Source organism: Prevotellamassilia timonensis (genome assembly GCF_021531665.1).
Lineage (GTDB): Bacteria > Bacteroidota > Bacteroidia > Bacteroidales > Bacteroidaceae > Alloprevotella.
Window position 1 is genome coordinate 36781 of the sequence record NZ_JADYUH010000004.1, and the last position, 18750, is coordinate 55530.

Here is an 18750-nt window from a genome sequence, read left to right on the forward strand (position 1 = left end):
GAACCATAGACGTGAATAACCCCTACAAGAAAAATCCCTCTCCCAAGAAGCCCGGAAAACCATCGGGCTTCAACCTCTCGTGGCTTTATCTGGCACTCATAGCCGGTCTGGTCTATATGCTGTTCCAAGACAACAGCGAAAACGCCGGCGGCATTGACAAAGAAATCAGCTACACCACCTTCCGCACCTACGTGAAACAAGGCGTAGGCTCGGAAGTCGTTGTCAACAAGACTGACGGAATCGCAAAAATGGTCGTGAAGCCGGAACACATCCGAGAAATCTTCAAAAACGGAACAGACCAAACAGGAACAAAACCCACAGTCTCCACGCGCTATCCCAACATCGAATCCGTCAACTCCTTCCTCGACGAGAACTTCCCAGGAGGCAACGTGAAATATGAGGAAAGCAGCCACTTCTTTTCTAACCTCGTCACTGCCATCCTTCCCATCCTGCTGCTCGTCGGTCTTTGGGTCTTCATCATGCGCCGAATGGCTGGCGGCGGAGGAAGCGGCGGAATTTTCTCCGTCGGAAAAAGCAAAGCCAAACTCTATGACAAAAACGGCACCAATTCAACCCACATCACCTTCAAAGACGTAGCCGGACAAGAGGGGGCAAAACAGGAGATTCGCGAAATTGTCGATTTCCTCAAAGCTCCAAAGAAATACACTGACCTCGGCGGAAAGATTCCCAAAGGTGCCCTCCTCGTGGGACCTCCGGGCACAGGCAAAACACTGCTGGCAAAGGCTGTGGCAGGCGAAGCTGACGTCCCGTTCTTTTCCATGGCTGGCTCTGACTTTGTCGAAATGTTTGTCGGCGTGGGAGCAAGCCGCGTGAGAGACCTCTTCCAACAAGCCAAGGAGAAGTCACCCTGCATCATCTTCATCGATGAAATTGACGCCATCGGACGTGCACGCGGCAAAAACATTCAAATGGGAAGCAACGATGAACGCGAAAACACGCTCAACCAACTCCTGACCGAGATGGACGGCTTCGGAACAAACTCCGGCGTCATTGTCCTTGCAGCCACCAACCGCGTGGACATCCTGGACCCCGCCCTGCTTCGTGCCGGACGATTTGACCGTCAGATTCACGTGGACCTTCCCGAACTTTCCGAACGCGTCGCCATCTTCAAAGTGCACTGCGCACCGTTGAAAGTGGACAAAAACCTCGACCTCGAAATGCTGGCGCGACAGACACCGGGCTTCTCCGGCGCAGACATCGCTAACGTCTGCAACGAAGCGGCGCTCATGGCTGCACGCCACAACCGAAACGAAGTCGGAAAACAAGACTTCATGGACGCCGTGGACCGAATCATCGGAGGACTCGAACGCACAAGCAAAGTCATGACCGAGGACGAGAAACGCACGATTGCCATTCACGAAGCCGGACATGCCGCCGTCTCGTGGCTCTTGCAGTATGCCAACCCGCTCGTGAAGGTCACCATCGTGCCGCGAGGACAAAGCCTCGGCGCCGCATGGTACATGCCCGAAGAACGCTCCAACACCACACGCGAACAGATGTTGGACCAATTCTGCTCCATCCTCGGAGGACGCGCTGCGGAAGAACTCTTCATCGGACACATCTCCTCCGGAGCACTCGACGACCTGCAAAGAGTGACGAAGGGAATCTACTCCATGGTCGTTTACTACGGAATGAGTGATTCGCTCTACAACGTCAGCTACTACAACCCTCAGCAGGACTACGGATTCACAAAGCCCTACTCCGAGGCTACGGCTGAAAAGATTGACAAAGAAGTGGCTGACATGATTGCCACTGAATTTGAGCGCGCAAAACAAATTCTGCTTGAACACAAAGAGCAACACAACGAACTCGCGAAGTTGCTCATGGAACGCGAAGTCATCTTCACCGAAGACGTGGAACGAATCTTCGGACCGCGCCCCTGGAAAAGCCGCACCGACATCCTCATGGAAGAGGAAGCACTCAAACTCGCAGACCAACGAACCCGACAACTCGAAGCTGAAGCCCAAGCAAAAACTGAAGCCGAAGCCAATGCCGATGCCGAAGCCAATGCCACCGAAATCACCGAAGACAGTGACAACGGAAACGCCACCGAAGTTGCCGAAGAGAACAAACCATCATGAAAAACCTTTTGACACGCACCCTCACAGGACTGCTTTTCGTCGCCGTGCTCATCGGCGCGACCGTCAGTTCTGCACAAAGTTTCGTCATTCTCTTTGCCGTCGCAACGGCTCTGACAGTTTGGGAATTTAGCACCGTGGTCAATCTCCATGCCGGAGCTTCGGTGAATCGCTTCATCAACACCGTCGCCGCCGTCTATCTCTTCTTCTGTTTTGCCGGCTACAGTTCCGACCTCGTGCCCTCAAAGGCTTTCGTGCCCTATCTCCTTTCCCTGCTCTATCTTCTCATCAGCGAACTCTATTTGCAAAAGCCTAATCCGCTGAAGAACTGGGCATTTGCGTTTGCCTCACAAATCTATATCGCCCTGAACCTCTCTCTGCTGAACGTCCTGGCGTTTCAATATGACGCACTGACGAATTCAACAAAGTTCTACTGGCAGTTCCCCTTGGCTGTTTTCATCCTCCTTTGGGCGAACGACACGGGGGCTTATCTCTGCGGCTCCGCACTCCACAAACGCTTCCCCGCAAAACTTTTTGAGCGCGTCTCACCCAAAAAATCGTGGGTCGGCAGCATCGGAGGCGGCGTGATTTGTCTGACCGTGGCAGGCGTGTTCGGCAGTTTCTTCCCCGACCTCCTCAGTCTGTGGCAATGGGTCGGCATGGGAGTCGTCGTCTGTCTGTTTGGCACGTGGGGCGACCTCGTGGAAAGTCTGCTGAAACGACAACTGGGCATCAAGGACAGCGGCACCATGCTCCCCGGACATGGCGGCATGCTCGACCGCTTTGACTCCTCGCTGCTCGCCATCCCCGCCGTCGTGCTCTACCTCTACACCCTCTGCAACTTTTGAACTGAACATTGTCCGAAACATTTGAAGCCTGAACAATAAGGGGCGTTCTAAGAATTACGGTTTTCTTAGGACGCCTCTTTTCGCTCCATCTCAGCAAACACAAAAAGGACTGTCGAAGCGGAAAATAAATTCCTCGACGACAGCCCAATGACAACTACAATGCTAATATAATGATTTCTTCTCTGATTCAGGCAGCGGTTTGCTTTTCCTTCGCTGCGCCACTCTGTGGCTTGCTCTGTTCAGCCGGATTCTTTTCCGTCTTCTTCACGGACTTCTTTACCGATTTCTTTACCGAAGCCGGCTTTTTCGCTTGGGTCGATTTCGAGGCTGAACCTTGGGTGGCGACAGTGTCTGCAGCCTGACCGGCATCGGCGCCCGGACCGTCGCTGACGATTTCCAGACTATAGAACTCCAAATCCGACACGCCGGAGCGACCTGCCACATTGCCCGTCGCTTCGGGCAGAGTGGTGAAACCGAACGTCAATGTGCCGCCCGCGTGGTGGAAAGAGGGAGTGCGCTGGAAATCCCATTCTTCCAAACGCTCACGCACTTCCGAACTGCGACTCAGCGGGCGCGATTCGTTGCGAAAAGCGTAAACTTTCTCCAACTCATCGGGACTGAGCGACGCCATGTTGCCCTTGCCGTCGTAACCTCTGGAGGTCATGGAATACACCAAAGCCGAACCGTCGGCACTATCGAAAAAGAGACTGGCGCCCTTTCCCTCCAATTTGTAGATAGCCTCAATGTGGTAGTCCCCGGCGGGGAGATCGACTTGTTTTTGTCCCTTCGCAATCATCGCATATCTCCTCATGTCGCGCTCCAATTCCAGCACAGGCACATCTTCTCCCGTGAAAATGGACTCTTCCCAATGGAAGACGTCACCATCATCCGAGACGTTTCTCAGTTCCAGCAATTCCAAGCCCCAGTTGTCGAGTTCTCCCGAGCTTCTTGCAGACAAAAACGAAGCGATGTCCAGATTCTCCGACTGCACTTTTTCTTGGCGGAAATGCTCTATCTGGCCACCGGCAATGACCAAGAACGTGATGGAAGTGGCAAAGCTGAGCACGAAGGCAATGATGAGCGTCACGCGCGACGCCACGGAAAGGCGGCGTTCCGGAGATTTGACCAGCAAGGAGCGGAGCAAACCAAAGAGCAACAAACAGATGGCAATCCAGCCCGCAATGCAAGCCAACCAGAAATAAAGTTCAATGGCAGGGTTCGCCAAAAGAGCATTTTGGAAAAATTCGTTTACTGCGCCGGAGGAAACCAAAACATTCCAACCCACAAAGGTGCCGATGATGAGGAAGATGGTGAAAATGATGCCTCCAATCGCCAGAGGAATCAGAATCAAGAGCAGGAGGAGTTTGATGCAGAAGAGGAGGATTTGTCCCAGCGTGCCGAAAAAGGAACGCGCCGAGTTCTGCACGCGCGGCGAATTGACGAACTGCTGCGCCTTGTCGGCGGCACGCATGATTTCCTCGTTGAGAGTGGTGGGATTCACGGGCTGACCGTGGAGCTGAAGCCGCTCCTCGGGCGTCACGGCTTCCGGAACGATTGCCCAAAGGGCGAGATAGACGACAGAAACCGTCATGAAACTGAAAATGGCAAGAATGACCAAAAGAATACGCCAAGGAAGCGGGTCATTAGCTCCGAAATAGTGGCAAAGACCCGACATGACGCCGGCAATCATTTTGTCATCGGGGTCGCGATAGAGCTTACGAGAGAAGAAACCCTTCTTGTTCTTTCTGACGGTAGCATTGTCGGCAGCAGCATCGGCATTGGCTGAAGTCCCCTCACTTTCGGGAGCACTTGCATCGGCTGGACTATCGTCAGTTTCGTTGTCCATCTGCTCCGGATTTCCAATTCGGGAAATGATGTCTCGAACATGCTCAATCGTGACTGCCTCCACGCCTTTCTCTCGCAATTCAGAGAAAAGTTCCGCAACACGATGTTCAATGTCATCAGCAATCTCATCGCCACCATCGCGGCGACTGAAATAGTTTTTCATGTTGTTGAGATAGGTCTCAAGCAACTGGCAGGCGTCTTCGTCAATGGCGTAGAGCGTGCCAAAAAGGTTGATGGTGATATTCTTTTTCATAGTGTGAAGTTTTTCGAGGTTTTGGAAAAGAGATATGACATCCGATTTCACGGAATCAAAGAGCGGAAGGCGTTTCTTCGGCATCACTTGCCGCGGACGACACAGGCGGAGGTGGCGGGAGTTGAGGTAACATGCTCTTCAGCAGACTGATGGTTCGTGCCAGTTCGTTCCAGGCACTGTCCATGCCACCAAGGAATTCTGTCCCGGCATCGGTGAGCGCGTAGTATTTTCTGGGCGGTCCCTGAGTGGACTCGCGCCACTCGTAACTGAGGAGCCCGTCCTTTTTCAGACGATTGAGCAACGGGTAGAGCGTTCCTTCCACGACAATCAGCTCCGCTTGTTTCAAGCGAGTAATGATGTCGTTGGCATAGCACGACTCCCGGCTCAGCAGAAGGAGAACGCAGTAGTCAAGCATTCCCTTTCGCATCTGTGATTTAGCATTTTCAATGTTCATGGTTACTTATGTTTGTTTCTTTCGCGGAAGAAGTGATGGACGAGAAAGAGGAAAAGTTCGCGGCGGAAACGGGATGAATCGCGGCGGAAACGAGATGAATCGCGGCGGAAACGAGATGAATCGCGGCGGAAACGCCCCACCCTGTTTCTTCAAAGCCGATGTTTCACGCCGCAAATGTAGGCAATACTTTAGTACCTTGCCAAGCAAAGTACTAAACTTATGCAAGTATTTAGGAATATTTAAGGAAAAGCACAGAAGAAAGAAACGGCAGTGCCTTCGTTCGGATTCTCCGTTTGCCCCGAAGAGCAAAGAGACACGAACGAAGGCACTGCCGGTGCAAGGCGTAACGACGTGGTCAGGGTTTGGTGAAATAGATGGTATCGCCGTAGGACGTTCCCATGCCGTTGCGGGCGAAGGCAACGGCATAATAAACACCTGCGCCGAGCGAATCAGTCACTGCGATGAAATCTTCAGACGGCTCCGTTGCTAAGGTGGAAGCCTGCAGCGTGTCATTCCCATAGCTAAAACCGCACTCACGCAACGAGCTGTTCGGAGAAGAAGTCACGACACCATGAAGCAAAGCCGAGTCACCGACGATGGTGACGCCGAAGCTTTCAACAGTGGGAGGGAACGGCTGTTCGCCGCTGCGATCTTCGCCACAGGAGAGCAGACAACCTGCGAGCCACACCAGGAACAAAAGAGGAAACAGATATTTCATGGGAAAAGAACGTACTTGAGATGAATCATAGAATGGGTTTTGTCTGTCACGGCACAGCGTGCATCAATGGTTTGGTTGACGAGCCAAAGAATGCCGTCATCGTCGCACACCGCAAGGGCAGCGAGTTTGTCGATTCGCGAGGCGTGACGATCCGTCAGATAGTCGCTGACAAGTTTGGAACCTTTCATGCCGAAAGGTCGGAAGCGGTCGTTCTGCCGAATGCTGCGAACAAAAAGTTTGCCGCGGACGGTGCTTGCATCCAACCACGCCTCGGTGGGCGAGAAGCGAAGTGCACTCACGGAAGAGAACGGAACTTCCTTCATTTCAATGCCCGCCGGCGAATCCGAGCGCAAGGTGTTCACTTTGAATGTAAGTTCACACGGAGCAATGACCACCGGCAGATGCCGCACTTCGATGGCATCGTGAGTCCGAGTGCAAAGATAGTCATTTGCTTCCAACAGCATCCCCACCCGCCCCGTCAAAAGCGCTTCGCTCTGCGTGCGAGAGAAACCATACTCCGACAACCACATCTCCAAGAACAGTTCCGGCACAGGGAAGGCGAAGAGGTCGGCGAGCAGAATGCGTTCGCCGTCAGGCAGACTTGTCACATGCTCCCGGCGGAAGCGGTTCACGACGGAATCGCAGAGTTCTGCATACCGACGGAGCCGCTGCGCCATTCTATGAAGTCCGTCGGAAATGTGCCTGTTCATGGAGCGTAACAAGGGCAGAACTTCGTGACGAATTTTGTTTCGCGTGAAGTGTGTGTCGGAGTTGGAACTGTCTGTGACGTAATCTTGTCCCCTACTCTCCAGATATTTTAAAATGTCTTCCCGAGAAGCATTGAGCAACGGGCGAACGATTCCCTCTCGTTGGGGAGGAATGCCACAGAGTCCGCGAAGACCGGTGCCGCGAATGAGATTGAGGAGGACGGTCTCGGCATCGTCATCAAGGTGGTGAGCCACCGCAACGGCGTCGGCATTCAACTCTTTTCGTAAAGAATCAAACCATTCGTAGCGAAGACGCCGCGCTGCCATTTCGATGCTTTCCCCACAGGCTGCAGCCTCAGATTTTGTGTCAAAACGGGCGACACGGAAGTCACAGCCCCAACGCCGGCACAACGTCTCGACGAAGTGTTCGTCGCGTTCGCTCTCCTCACCACGAAGTTGGAAATTGCAGTGGGCTACAGCCACAATGTTGGCGTGCATCTCCTTCAGGAAAAGAAGCATGGCGACTGAGTCGGCACCACCGCTCACGGCAACGATGAGACGCTGAGCAGGAGAGATGACCGGAGGAAGAGAGTGAGGAAATGCCATGGGAAAAGGAAACGAAAGGAAAAGGAAATCAGTAGGCAACCTCCACGTCAAAGCCCTCGGCGCGGAGAAGTTCTGCGATGCGGTCGAGTTCTTCGGGCGTTGCCTTGAGCAAAGCGGTGTCGGGAGTCGGGCGGTCAATGGTGTAAATCATGATACGCGAGGGACGGATACGACGCAACGCCGCCAGCCAAGGCAGCACGAACTTGTCGCCTGTGTTGTCCACGTCATGTTCGCCGACCTTTCCTTTGAGGAACATGGTCTGAATGATGACGTGTCCGTCAAATATTTCCAAAGCCGAAAGCACCTGGTTGAGGTCGTAGGCACCGGTGGGCCGGTCCACGAGCGAGATGTAGTCGCCGGAGACAGTGTCGAGTTTCTGAATGTTGTTATCAACCTTCATCAGTGCGGCGTGTACTTCCGGTTTCAGGAGGCGGGTCGCATTGCTGAGCACGGAGACCTTGGCTTCGGGGAAGTAGCGGTTGCGCAGCGCGATGGTGTCTTCAATGATGGCGGGAAAGTCCGGATGGGCAGTAGGTTCTCCGTTCCCGGCAAAGGTGAGGACGTTGGGTGCGGTTCCCTCAGCCTTCATTTCTTGAAGTTTCTCCTCTAACTTCTGCGCCACCTCTTCTCGGGTGGGTCGAGGCAAGGAAGGGCGATGTTCAGCGTTGAAGCCGCACTCGCAGTAGATGCAGTCAAAAGTACAGATTTTTCCGTCGGCAGGCATGAGGTTAATGCCCAAAGAAATGCCGAGTCGGCGACTGTGAACCGGTCCGAAAATGGGAGAAGGATAGACGATGCCAATCATGTTGAAAGGAGTGAAAGTTAGGATTTACGTCAGAAAAGATAGAAAAAAGAGGCTTCCCGAAGTGGAAAACCTCTTTTATCATTTCGGGTAGCAAACCGAAAATTAGTCATTCTTGGCTGCGGTGCGTTTTTCTTTGATGCGAGCCTTCTTACCCGTGAGTTTACGGAGGTAATAGAGCTTAGCGCGACGCACTTTACCCACTTTGTTCACTTCGATGCTTTCGATGTTGGGAGAATCAATGGGGAAGATACGTTCCACACCGACAGTTCCGGACATCTTGCGCACGGTGAAGTGCTTTTTGTTCTGATGACCATTGATTTTGATAACAACGCCGCGATACAACTGGATGCGCTCTTTGTTACCTTCGACGATTTTGTATGCCACGGTGATGGTGTCGCCCGCTTTGAACTTGGGGAACTCTTTGCCGGTGGCAAAAGCTTCTTCAGCAATCTTGATTAAATCTGCCATGATTTGATTTTAAAAGATTTGTTGTCCGTCCCTACCCAGCTTAACGGGGAACTCTCTACATCCCGACAGCGGCTGAGCGGAAAAGCGGGGCAAAGTTACAATCTTTCTTTGAAACGGCAAGTGCTTAACTATTATATTTTCAAACTTTTTCCGCCTTCTTCCTCACATTCACCCCCGCAGGAGCAGGGAGAAGGCTTCGTTTTCTGAGTTTTTTCGTAGCAGCAGCGGCAGAGGGGTTCGTATTCAGTTTGTTCGCCAAGCAGCACGATTTGTTCGTCCGCCACTTTGCGATGGCTGACGTATGCCAAACCACCGCAGCGCACGCAGATGGCGTGGACTTTCGTCACTTGCTCGGCAACGGCACAAAGCGCGGGCATCGGACCGAACGGGACTCCCTGAAAGTCCATGTCCAAGCCGGCGACTATCACGCGCTTGCCGTTGCGCGCCAATTCGTTGCATACATCCACCAGCGACGCGTCAAAGAACTGCGCCTCATCAATGCCGACCACCTGAGCCTCGGAGGCGAGGAGCAGAATGCTGCGGGCGGAATCGACAGGTGTGGAAGCGATGGAGTTGGAGTCGTGGGAGACAACGTCTTCGTCGGAATAGCGGGTATCGATGGAGGGTTTGTAGATTTCCACCTTTTGGCGGGCGATGCGTGCTCTCTTCAGGCGTCTGATGAGTTCTTCTGTCTTACCGGAAAACATGGAACCGCAAATGACTTCGATGCGACCTTGGTGAATGTGGGGTTCTTCTTGATACATGGATTTTGGAGTCTGAGAGTTTTCAATGTGATGCACCTATTATGCAGTTCAGGCAGAAGCCTATAGGAGTGTTCTAAAAATTAGGAAAACGTAAGCACTTTCTTTTGAACGTTCCTTATCCCGTAATTTATAGAAACCCCTATATAATAAGGAGTGCAGAATCCGCTTCCCACAGGCGGGAGCGGCTTTCGGGGCGTAAAATTACAAATAAAAACCGACAGACAGAAAAAGGGGATTGCTTCGGAACATTAGCGTTCGGAAACAATCCCCCAATTTTTGGTTTTGTGAGGAGAGAAACTCCGTCTTATTTCTTTTCAGCCATTTTCTTGCAGCATTTCTTCATTGCTTCGCACTTCTTGCCATCTTTGCAAGCCTTGATTTTTTTGCAACACTTCTTTTGGGCTTTGTCGCAAACTTTCTCACATTTTTCAGTCTTAGCTTTTTTGCAGCAAGATTTCTTCACGGGTTCCTGTGCAGCTACGTTGAGGGCGAAAACACCCATGCACAGAAGGAGCATAAACTTTTTCATGATGTTTCTGTTTTTAGTGTTATGGAATGATGTATCTTATCGAAAGGTTGAAGCGCCTCTCTATTTGGTTTGACTGGTCTGAGGCGCGACGGTTTAATCCTTCGCCTGCAAATGTAAGACAAAATGCAATTTTGTACCTTACAAAGCACACTTAAAAAACATTATTTGTGCTCAATATTTGTGCTCAACACATTGTCTTGCATGGCGGGAATGCTGTGTTTCACATGTTGTCAAGCGCTTGACGGATGTCGGCAAGGATGTCTTCGATGTCTTCAATGCCGACGCTGAGACGGATGAGGTCCGGGGCGACACCGGCTTCGCGCAGTTGCTCATCGGAGAGTTGGCGGTGAGTGTGGCTCGCGGGATGAAGAACGCAGGTGCGAGCGTCTGCGACATGGGTCACGATGGCAATCATCTTCAGACTGTCCATGAAACGGATGGCGTCCTCACGGGAACCTTTCAGTCCGAAGGCAATGACACCACAACCGCCGTTGGGAAGATATTTCTGACCCAGCGCATAATATTTGTCCTCGGGCAGTCCGGCATAGTTTATCCAAGCCACGCGTTCATTGTCGCGAAGGAACTCCGCCACCTTTTGGGCGTTCTCGCAGTGGCGTTGCATTCTGAGGTGGAGCGACTCGAGACCGAGGTTGAGGAGGAAGGCATTCTCGGGACTTTGGATGCTGCCGAGGTCGCGCATGAGTTGGGCTGTGGCTTTGGTGATATATGCCATTTTTCCGAAGCTTTCGGCATAGGCAAGTCCGTGGTAGCTTTCATCGGGAGCGCAGAGACCCGGGAATTTGTCGGCATGTGACATCCAGTCGAAGTTGCCGCTGTCCACGATGCAACCGCCGACGGCGCAGGCATGACCATCCATATACTTCGTCGTTGAATGCGTCACAATGTCTGCGCCCCATTCAAACGGGCGACAGTTGATGGGCGTGGCGAAGGTGTTGTCCACGAGGAGGGGCACGCCGTTGGCATGAGCAAGGCGGGCGAAGCGTTCGATGTCAAAGACGTGGCCGCCGGGATTCGAGATGGTTTCACCGAAGACACACTTCGTGTTCGGGCGGAAGAGCGCTTGGATTTCTTCGTCGGACGAGTCGGGGTCAAAGAAGGTGCACTCGATGCCCATCTTTTTCATCGTCACGCCAAAGAGATTGAACGTGCCGCCGTAGATGGTTTTGGAGGAGAGGAAGTGGTCGCCGGCTTCGCAGATGTTGAAGACGGCATAGAAAGACGCAGCCTGTCCGCTGGAGGTCAGCATCGCACCGACGCCGCCCTCAAGCGCAGCAATCTTGGACGCCACGGCATCGTTGGTCGGGTTCTGAAGACGCGTGTAGAAATAGCCGCTGTCCTTGAGGTCGAACAGTCGCGCCATCTGCTCGCTGTTGTCATATTTAAAGGTGGTGCTTTGATAGATGGGAAGCACGCGCGGTTCTCCCTTCTTGGGCTGCCAGCCCGCTTGCACACAAAGAGTGGAGGGTTTCATGAGTGATATAATAATGAATAAGGTTTTTCTAAACTTAGGAGATTTTCTATATTCCCAACGCCCGGCTCACGAACTTTGGCAGGACGCGTTGCAGGACACGATAGCCGACGAGACAGACGGCGACAGCGACGACAGCGCTACCGATGAACGCCGCGAGAGCCACGAGCGGCGGCTGTCCGAGCGTCAGTTTGTGCAGCACCACAGTGACGGGGAACAGAACGATGGTGTGGAAAGCATAGACAAAGAAACTACTTTTGGACAACCAAGGGTGCGGGGCACGACGTCGGGTGTAGGCTCGGGCGGCGTGGAGGAGCACCACCATGGCAGAGAGATTGTAGAGATGACAGGACATTCCATTCGGAAGGAGGTCGGACAGCAAGCCAAACATCTTCTCGGGCAACGTGTTCCAGACCAGCATGACTGCGGCAACGATGAGTGCCGGGCGAAGCAGACGCCGGGTTGTTTCGATGGGACAGAGTCCACGAACAGAAAAGAACGCGCCGAGGGAGAAATAGAACCAGCCTGCCATTCTCATTCCCAACGGATTCTGCCAAAGTTGAAGAAGTCCGACCACGCTCAAAACAAAAAGGAAGAGGAAGGGAACGCGCCGCAGGAGGAAGTGAAGCAGAGGAGCGAAGAGCACAACAATCATCAAGTCCCTGATGAACCACAACTGATCCAACTCAGGATAAGAAGACACCCACACAGTCATTCCCCACAAGTTGGCAGACGTTTCAGCGGAGATGTCACCCCAAAAGATTTCAAGAGGGGAAAAAGTTTGCAATGCCGTTTTCCAATCACCGCCTTGAAGCAGTGTCTTGAGCGGAGCCAGCAGAAACGCCAGAAAATTCCAAACGATGTAGGGAAGGAGAAGTGTGACGCAACGTTTCCGGAGTTTTTCCCTTTGGTCAGCAAGCGTGAACGTCTGCTTTTGATAGAAGAAGAGGAAACCGGAGATGGCGAAGAAGAGAGGCACTGCCACGGCAGGGAGACTCCTTGACAAAAAATGGACAGGCACGCTGAACCACAAGGAATCCTGTGCTTCGGCTGCCTGCCAGATTTTGTTTTGCGTGTGAATCAACACCACCAAGAGCGCCAGCGGAAAGCGCAGCGCGGTGATGTAGGAAGTGGGAGCCATGGATGTGCTTCTCTGCATCTTCTCGGACAGGGTCTCAACCAATGGTCAGCAGGGTGGTTCCCTCCTTGACGCTGTCGCCGGGAGCCACGCAGATGCCGGTGATAGCACCGTCGCATTCGGCGTTGATGTTGTTCTCCATCTTCATGGCTTCGAGCACGAGGACGGTTTCGCCTTTCTTGACGGCTTGTCCGTTCTGCACGAGCACTTTGGTCACCACGCCGGGGAGCGGAGCCTTGACGGGTGTGCCGGCACCGGCTGCCCCTTTGGCTGCAGGAGCTGCGGCAGGTTCTGCGGCGGGAGCGGCAGGGGCGGCTGCACCTTCGGTTGAAACGGTGGGGAGGTCTTCTTCCACGAGGGAGGAGCCGTGCATGGTCACTTCAAAAGGAATGCCGTTCACTTCCACCTTGGCTTGAGAACCGTTGATGCTGTCGATGGTGACATCAAACTGTGTTCCGTTGATGGTATATTTATATTGTTTCATTTTGGAGATTATGTTTGCTTTTGGAGCTCACCGACGCGCAAGCGTAGCGAGCGTGGAGGTTAGACAAGAGGCAGAGGGTTGATGAGACTGGTGGGCGCGTTCCAGTTGGAAGCTACGGGAGTGACGGTGATGACTCCCGGTTCGTCGTCGTGAACCACCTCTACTTCATACTCGATGAGTGCAAGGGCGATGACGGCAGCGTAGGCTTGCATGTCTGCTTCTGACACTTCGGGGTGCGCTCCGTCGATGAGGAGTTCGGCGATAGTGCCCTGCTTTTCGTCCAAGCGAATGGAGAGCACCTTGTCACCGAGGTGATATTCAAATGTTTTCACTGTGAGAATCTTGTTTGCGGTTTGAAATGCTTCGCGGGAAAGGGGGAGGCACATACCATATTATATATATGCTTCGCCTCCCCTCTTTTAGTCCGTGAGATTAGAGAGGAATGTTGCCGTGTTTCTTGGCGGGGCGTGTTTCTCTCTTGTTCTCCAACTGCGCCAAGGCTCTGCAGATGCGGAAACGAGTGTTGCGCGGTTCGATGACGTCATCGACATAGCCAAACTCGGCAGCCTTGTAGGGGTTCGTGAAGAGGTCGTTGTATTCTTTCTCTTTCTCTGCGAGGAACGCCTTGGGATCTTCCTTCGTCTTGGCTTCTTTTCCGTCGAGGATGGCGACCGCACCGGAAGCACCCATCACGGCAATTTCTGCGCTGGGCCAAGCATAGTTGAGGTCAGCCTTCAACTGTTTGCAACCCATGACGATGTGGGAGCCGCCGTAGCTTTTGCGCAGGGTGACGGTGACTTTGGGCACAGTGGCTTCGCCGTAGGCATAGAGCAACTTGGCTCCGTGGTCGATGACGGCGTTGTATTCCTGACCAGTTCCGGGAAGGAAGCCCGGCACATCAACGAGCGAAACGATGGGAATGTTGAAGCAGTCGCAGAAGCGCACGAAGCGAGCCGCCTTGCGGGAAGCGTTGCAGTCAAGCACGCCGGCATAGACGGAAGGCTGGTTGGCAACCACGCCGACGCTTTGTCCGTTGAAGCGGGCGAAGCCGATGATGATGTTGCGGGCAAAGTTGCGCTGCACTTCCAAGAACTCGCCGTTATCCACGACGGCACCGATGACCTTATACATGTCGTATGCCATGTTCGGGTTGTCGGGAATAATCTCGTTGAGAGAATCTTCCTTGCGGTCAATCGGGTCGGTGCATTCGACGCGTGGTGCGCGTTCCATGTTGTTTTGGGGAATATAGGAGAGGAGTTTGCGAATCAACTGGGCAAATTCCTCTTCGCTTTTGGCGGTGAAGTGGCAGACGCCGGATTTGGTGGAGTGAACGCCGGAGCCGCCGAGGTCTTCCTGGGTCACCTCTTCGCCGGTGACGGTCTTCACGACTTTCGGACCGGTGAGGAACATGTAGCTCACGCCTTCGAGCATGACGACAAAGTCAGTGAGTGCGGGAGAATAGACAGCACCGCCGGCGCAGGGACCGCAGATGCCGGAGATTTGGGGAACAACGCCGCTTGCCTCGATGTTGCGTTGGAAGATGTTGCCGAAACCAGCCAGGGCGTTGATGCCTTCTTGGATTCGTGCGCCGCCGGAGTCATTGAGACCGATGCAGGGGGCGCCCATCTTCATGCTCTGATCCATGACCTTGCAAATCTTTTCTGCCATGGTCTCAGAGAGAGAACCGCCGTTGACGGTGAAATCTTGAGCAAAGACATAGACGAGACGTCCGTTGATGGTGCCGCTACCGGCTACCACGCCATCGCCCAGATATTGTTTCTTCTCCATGCCGAAATAGTGGCAGCGATGAAGTTTGAACATATCCATCTCTTCAAAGGAGCCTTTGTCGAGGAGGAGGTCGATGCGTTCACGTGCCGTGGCTTTGCCTTTGGCATGTTGCTTTTCAATGGCTTTCTCGCCACCGCCCAGGCGGGCTTTCTGGCGAAGCTCTACGAGCTGTTTGACTTTTTTCAGTTGTTCACTCATATTGAAAGGAATGTGTTTGTTTGTTCTTTCTGAGAAATGATGTCTTCTTCAAAGAATGGTGCAAAAGTAGTGATAATCTGTGGGAAAATGGGGAGAAAAAGGCAGAAAACACCTATTCTTTGGGAAGAAAGTCGGCGGAGACCGTGCGAAACCACCACTAAGTAATATGAAATTAATAAGTTGCGTCAGATTTGAATTAGATTTTCGAGGTCAGATTTTCACCCGAAGAAGGAGCATAGTCGTAGTTATGTGACTGATGAGGGAGGAAATATGGACCGAAAAGATTTTCAAAGATGATGCAGGTTATTTTTTGAGGATTACTAAAAACCACAAATGCGCGGGAGTTTCGTTCCCGATGTGAAGAAAGATTACTCGGCTTCATCAAAGGGTGTTCTTTGCCAACACACGAAAGGAGAATGAGGGAACATGTTGTCGCGTAAAAACTTTACATTTTGTATAGGACAAGTCCCCTCGCAGTTTTCATCTCAATGAAGTGATTCTATATACCATATTACAAGGGCAAGAAAAAACTATGCAAACTATACACAAACCCTACATTAAACCATGCATCTATCTGATTTCCCGTGCGTTACGAAATGTATAGTTTGTGACGCAAACCCTACACAAACCATACATTGAACTATACACTGAGGCGTTTCAAACCCTACACAAAAACTATACATGAAAGCCTACACCGCCACACGAACCCTACACAAAAAAATATACACAAAACCCTACACTGCAACCCTACATTGCAACGGCACGCAGTTTTACTTAGGAGCGCACCCAGGAAAAACTAGGAGCGCACCCAGGAAAAACTAGGAGCGCACCTAAGAAAAATTAGGAGCGCACCTAAGAAAAACTTGGAGCGCACCTAGGAAAAATTAGGAGCGCACCCGGTTAAAATTTGCCTTCTTCAAATTTTTATTTCCCTTCTTCAAATTTTTATTTCCCTTCCTCAAATTTTTATTTCCCTTCCTCAAAATTTTCTTTCCCTTCCCCAAATTTCACTTAGCCTTCCCCTAATTTTTCTTAGCCTTCCCATAGTTTTTCTTAGCCTTCCCATAGTTTTTCTTAGCCTTCCCATAGTTTTTCTTAGCCTTCCCCTCTCCCACTCTTCCTCTCTTTGTCTCTTTGTCTCTTTGTCTCTTAGTCTCTTTGACTCTTAGTCTCTTAGTCTCTTTGACTCTTAGTCTCTTTGTCTCTTAGTCTCTTTGACTCTTAGTCTCTTAGTCTCTTTGACTCTTAGTCTCTTTGACTCTTAGTCTCTTTGACTCTTAGTTCCCATGTAGGGTTCAGTGTAGGGTTCGTGTAGGATTTTTGGTTCAAACCCTACACAGCGCAACGAGCGGATAATCAGCGAGATACGAATGAAATGTAGGAATTTGTGTAGGGTTTGCAGGATTTTTATTTCCCCTTTATTTATGTATGTAGATGCTGCGTGTCGGTGCATTATTTCTCGGTGACGAGTTTCAGTGGTGCGCCTCTACTTCCGCAGCTATCATTGAATTTGAAACGCAATCCTAAGGGGTGTTCTATAAATTACGGGATAAGGAACGTTCAAAAGAAAGTGCTTACGTTTTGGTCGCTTTTCGTTTCTTAGCGCGCCCTTTTGTAAGTTTCGTCAGTCACATAGCCCGCTATGCTCCTTCCTCAACTGACAAAAGTTCATCTCTAAGAAATCAAAAATCAACTCAACCTAATTTTTAGAACACCCCTTAAATGAAAGAGCCGTGGTTTTACGTTCTGTCCTTACTGAAAAACATGCTTTTCTTACCACCGACTCGTCACTCCTTCCCGCGCGTCTCATCGGACTTTCCTTAGGCTTCATCACTTACCGCGGCGCGGCGGTAAGTGACGAATCGGCGCACAGGAGTGAGGAGTTGGCGGGAAAGAGTCACAAATCGGCGGGAAGTTTTAGGTGCGTTTTATGTGCGTTGCCCGCAACTTGCCTGTGGCACGGGGTCGGAAGATTGAGGAAAAAGGCGTAAATTTGCAGCCGCAAAAACTGAGACTCCAAACTTGGGACGAGAGCACGACACACGTGCTTTCGACCCATCCAAACTTTTTCATTCACTACATAATCATTTCATTTCCATGGGAGGCTTTTTCGGAACGGTTTCGCAGAAAGAGTGCGTTGCCGACTTGTTCTATGGCACAGATTACAATTCTCACCTCGGCACGAGAAGAGGCGGTTTGGCTGCCTACGATTCCCAAAACAAAAATTTCACGCGCTCCATCCATAATTTGGAGAACGCCTATTTCCGCTCCAAATTTGAACCGGGCTTGAGCCGCTTCGCCGGAGCAACCTCCGGCATCGGAGTCATCAGCGACACGGACGCACAGCCCCTTGTCCTGCACTCCCACCTGGGGCGCTTTGCCATCGTCACCGTGGCGAAGGTGAACAACATTGAGGAACTGGTGCGACAACTCCTGAACGAAAACTGCCACTTCGCCGAACTCTCCTCGGGAAAAATCAATCAGACGGAACTCGTCGCACTGCTTCTGATTCAAGGAAAGACCTTCCGTGAGGGGATTGAGAACGTCTTCCGCCACATCGACGGCTCCTGCTCCATGCTTCTCCTCACGGAGGACGGAATCATCGCCGCACGCGACGAATGGGGCAGAACGCCTATCGTCCTCGGCAAAAAGGAGGGGGCATGGGCTGCCACCTCCGAAACCACAGCCTTCCCCAACCTTGACTTTGAAACCGTCAGAGACCTCGGTCCGGGCGAAATCGTCAGACTGAGAGCCGATGGAGTCGAAGTCATCAGACCTGCCTCCAACCACCAACAAATCTGCTCCTTCCTCTGGGTCTATTACGGTTTCCCAACCTCCACCTACGAAGCACGAAACGTGGAGGACATGCGCTACGAAAACGGGCGACTCATGGCGGAAGAAGACAACGAGGCAAACGATGTGGACTGCGTCTGCGGCATTCCGGACTCGGGAGTGGGCATGGCGCTGGGCTACGCCGCCGGACTGAAGAAACCCTATCGCCGAACCATTTCCAAATATACGCCAACTTGGCCGCGCTCCTTCACTCCCTCCAACCAGGAGATGCGCTCCCTCGTGGCGAAGATGAAACTGATTCCGAACCGCGACATGCTCCGCGGAAAGAAAGTCCTCTTCTGCGACGACTCCATCGTGCGCGGCACGCAACTCCGCGACAACGTCGGTGTGCTCTTTGAAGACGGCGCGAAGGAAGTGCACATGCGCATCGCCTGTCCGCCACTCATCTACGGCTGCCCCTTCATCGGCTTCACGTCCTCAAAGAGCGACATGGAACTCATCACGCGCCGCGTCATCCAGGAACTGGAGGGAGACGCCCACAAAAATCTGGAACGCTATGCCGACGTCTCCACTCCGGAGTACGAGCGCATGACGGAACTCATTCGCCAGCGACTCGGACTGACTTCACTCAAGTTCAACAAAATGGAAACGCTGGTGAAGGCTATCGGACTGCCCAAATGCCGTCTCTGCACCCACTGCTTTGACGGAACAGGCTGCTGCGGACTGAAAGAGGAGACGAAAGAATAAAAAAAAGGGCGTCCTAT

General features: G+C 52.2%; 16 protein-coding genes. 3 read left to right on the plus strand and 13 right to left on the minus strand.

Going from position 1 to position 18750, the window contains the following annotated elements:
- Positions 1 to 5 precede the first annotated feature (5 nt).
- Together ftsH and I6E40_RS01920 are read left to right on the plus strand one after the other, a co-directional pair.
- Positions 6 to 2102, plus strand: a complete 2097-nt coding sequence (ftsH, locus tag I6E40_RS01915; RefSeq protein ID WP_410897025.1) for an ATP-dependent zinc metalloprotease FtsH — start codon at positions 6 to 8, stop codon at positions 2100 to 2102.
- Entirely contained in the window at positions 2099 to 2947 is an 849-nt protein-coding gene (locus I6E40_RS01920) for a phosphatidate cytidylyltransferase (RefSeq protein WP_235385166.1), read from the plus strand. The genes ftsH and I6E40_RS01920 overlap by 4 nt, the downstream gene beginning before the upstream one ends.
- 187 nt (positions 2948 to 3134) lie before the next feature.
- On the opposite strand, the gene I6E40_RS01925 is transcribed toward I6E40_RS01920, so the two are convergent.
- The 13 genes from I6E40_RS01925 to I6E40_RS01985 form a co-directional block, all read right to left on the minus strand.
- A complete protein-coding gene (locus I6E40_RS01925) occupies positions 3135 to 5045 on the minus strand; it encodes a PspC domain-containing protein (protein WP_235385167.1) in 1911 nt (636 codons plus the stop codon).
- Between the two features lie 55 nt (positions 5046 to 5100).
- Positions 5101 to 5499, minus strand: a complete 399-nt coding sequence (locus I6E40_RS01930; protein ID WP_235385168.1) for a PadR family transcriptional regulator — start codon at positions 5497 to 5499, stop codon at positions 5101 to 5103.
- A 355-nt stretch (positions 5500 to 5854) separates the two neighbouring features.
- Complete coding sequence (locus I6E40_RS01935; RefSeq protein WP_235385169.1) at positions 5855 to 6217, minus strand: hypothetical protein; 363 nt, start codon at positions 6215 to 6217, stop codon at positions 5855 to 5857.
- Positions 6214 to 7530 carry a tRNA lysidine(34) synthetase TilS gene (gene tilS, locus I6E40_RS01940; protein ID WP_235385170.1) on the minus strand — a complete coding sequence of 439 codons (1317 nt, stop codon included), beginning with the start codon at positions 7528 to 7530 and terminating at the stop codon, positions 6214 to 6216. The genes I6E40_RS01935 and tilS overlap by 4 nt, the downstream gene beginning before the upstream one ends.
- Positions 7531 to 7558: 28 nt before the next feature.
- Entirely contained in the window at positions 7559 to 8332 is a 774-nt protein-coding gene (locus tag I6E40_RS01945; RefSeq protein ID WP_235385214.1) for a radical SAM protein, read from the minus strand.
- Positions 8333 to 8437: 105 nt separating this feature from the next.
- Positions 8438 to 8803 (minus strand): 50S ribosomal protein L19, encoded by a 366-nt coding sequence (gene rplS, locus I6E40_RS01950; protein WP_235385171.1) that lies wholly within the window; start codon positions 8801 to 8803, stop codon positions 8438 to 8440.
- A gap of 131 nt (positions 8804 to 8934) precedes the next feature.
- Positions 8935 to 9567, minus strand: a complete 633-nt coding sequence (locus I6E40_RS01955) for a thymidine kinase (RefSeq protein WP_235385172.1) — start codon at positions 9565 to 9567, stop codon at positions 8935 to 8937.
- Positions 9568 to 9871: 304 nt separating this feature from the next.
- Positions 9872 to 10096, minus strand: a complete 225-nt coding sequence (locus tag I6E40_RS01960; RefSeq protein WP_235385173.1) for a hypothetical protein — start codon at positions 10094 to 10096, stop codon at positions 9872 to 9874.
- A gap of 220 nt (positions 10097 to 10316) precedes the next feature.
- The gene (locus tag I6E40_RS01965) at positions 10317 to 11588 is read right to left on the minus strand and encodes an O-acetylhomoserine aminocarboxypropyltransferase/cysteine synthase family protein (protein ID WP_235385174.1); all 1272 of its coding nucleotides are present in this window, start codon (positions 11586 to 11588) and stop codon (positions 10317 to 10319) included.
- Positions 11589 to 11634: 46 nt separating this feature from the next.
- The gene (locus I6E40_RS01970; protein WP_235385175.1) at positions 11635 to 12744 is read right to left on the minus strand and encodes an acyltransferase family protein; all 1110 of its coding nucleotides are present in this window, start codon (positions 12742 to 12744) and stop codon (positions 11635 to 11637) included.
- A gap of 16 nt (positions 12745 to 12760) precedes the next feature.
- A complete protein-coding gene (locus I6E40_RS01975; RefSeq protein ID WP_235385176.1) occupies positions 12761 to 13207 on the minus strand; it encodes a biotin/lipoyl-containing protein in 447 nt (148 codons plus the stop codon).
- Between the two features lie 59 nt (positions 13208 to 13266).
- Positions 13267 to 13539, minus strand: coding sequence for a hypothetical protein (locus I6E40_RS01980; RefSeq protein ID WP_235385216.1), 273 nt, complete (start codon positions 13537 to 13539; stop codon positions 13267 to 13269).
- Positions 13540 to 13639: 100 nt separating this feature from the next.
- Positions 13640 to 15193, minus strand: coding sequence for an acyl-CoA carboxylase subunit beta (locus I6E40_RS01985; RefSeq protein ID WP_235385177.1), 1554 nt, complete (start codon positions 15191 to 15193; stop codon positions 13640 to 13642).
- A 2097-nt stretch (positions 15194 to 17290) separates the two neighbouring features.
- Between I6E40_RS01985 and I6E40_RS01990 the strand changes: the two genes are divergently transcribed.
- On the plus strand, positions 17291 to 18733 hold the full coding sequence (locus I6E40_RS01990; protein ID WP_235385178.1) for an amidophosphoribosyltransferase: 1443 nt from the start codon (positions 17291 to 17293) through the stop codon (positions 18731 to 18733).
- Positions 18734 to 18750 lie beyond the last annotated feature (17 nt).

Bases quoted from the DNA above. Each gene is read 5' to 3' on its own strand.
- I6E40_RS01970 (WP_235385175.1), bottom strand. From the start codon at position 12,744: ATGCAGAGAAGCACATCCATGGCTCCCACTTCCTACATCACCGCGCTG.
- I6E40_RS01985 (WP_235385177.1), bottom strand. From the start codon at position 15,193: ATGAGTGAACAACTGAAAAAAGTCAAACAGCTCGTAGAGCTTCGCCAG.
- I6E40_RS01975 (WP_235385176.1), bottom strand. From the start codon at position 13,207: ATGAAACAATATAAATATACCATCAACGGAACACAGTTTGATGTCACC.
- tilS (WP_235385170.1), bottom strand. From the start codon at position 7,530: ATGGCATTTCCTCACTCTCTTCCTCCGGTCATCTCTCCTGCTCAGCGT.
- I6E40_RS01925 (WP_235385167.1), bottom strand. From the start codon at position 5,045: ATGAAAAAGAATATCACCATCAACCTTTTTGGCACGCTCTACGCCATT.
- I6E40_RS01930 (WP_235385168.1), bottom strand. From the start codon at position 5,499: ATGAACATTGAAAATGCTAAATCACAGATGCGAAAGGGAATGCTTGAC.
- I6E40_RS01955 (WP_235385172.1), bottom strand. From the start codon at position 9,567: ATGTATCAAGAAGAACCCCACATTCACCAAGGTCGCATCGAAGTCATT.
- I6E40_RS01960 (WP_235385173.1), bottom strand. From the start codon at position 10,096: ATGAAAAAGTTTATGCTCCTTCTGTGCATGGGTGTTTTCGCCCTCAAC.
- I6E40_RS01920 (WP_235385166.1), top strand. From the start codon at position 2,099: ATGAAAAACCTTTTGACACGCACCCTCACAGGACTGCTTTTCGTCGCC.
- rplS (WP_235385171.1), bottom strand. From the start codon at position 8,803: ATGGCAGATTTAATCAAGATTGCTGAAGAAGCTTTTGCCACCGGCAAA.
- I6E40_RS01990 (WP_235385178.1), top strand. From the start codon at position 17,291: ATGGGAGGCTTTTTCGGAACGGTTTCGCAGAAAGAGTGCGTTGCCGAC.
- I6E40_RS01965 (WP_235385174.1), bottom strand. From the start codon at position 11,588: ATGAAACCCTCCACTCTTTGTGTGCAAGCGGGCTGGCAGCCCAAGAAG.
- I6E40_RS01935 (WP_235385169.1), bottom strand. From the start codon at position 6,217: ATGAAATATCTGTTTCCTCTTTTGTTCCTGGTGTGGCTCGCAGGTTGT.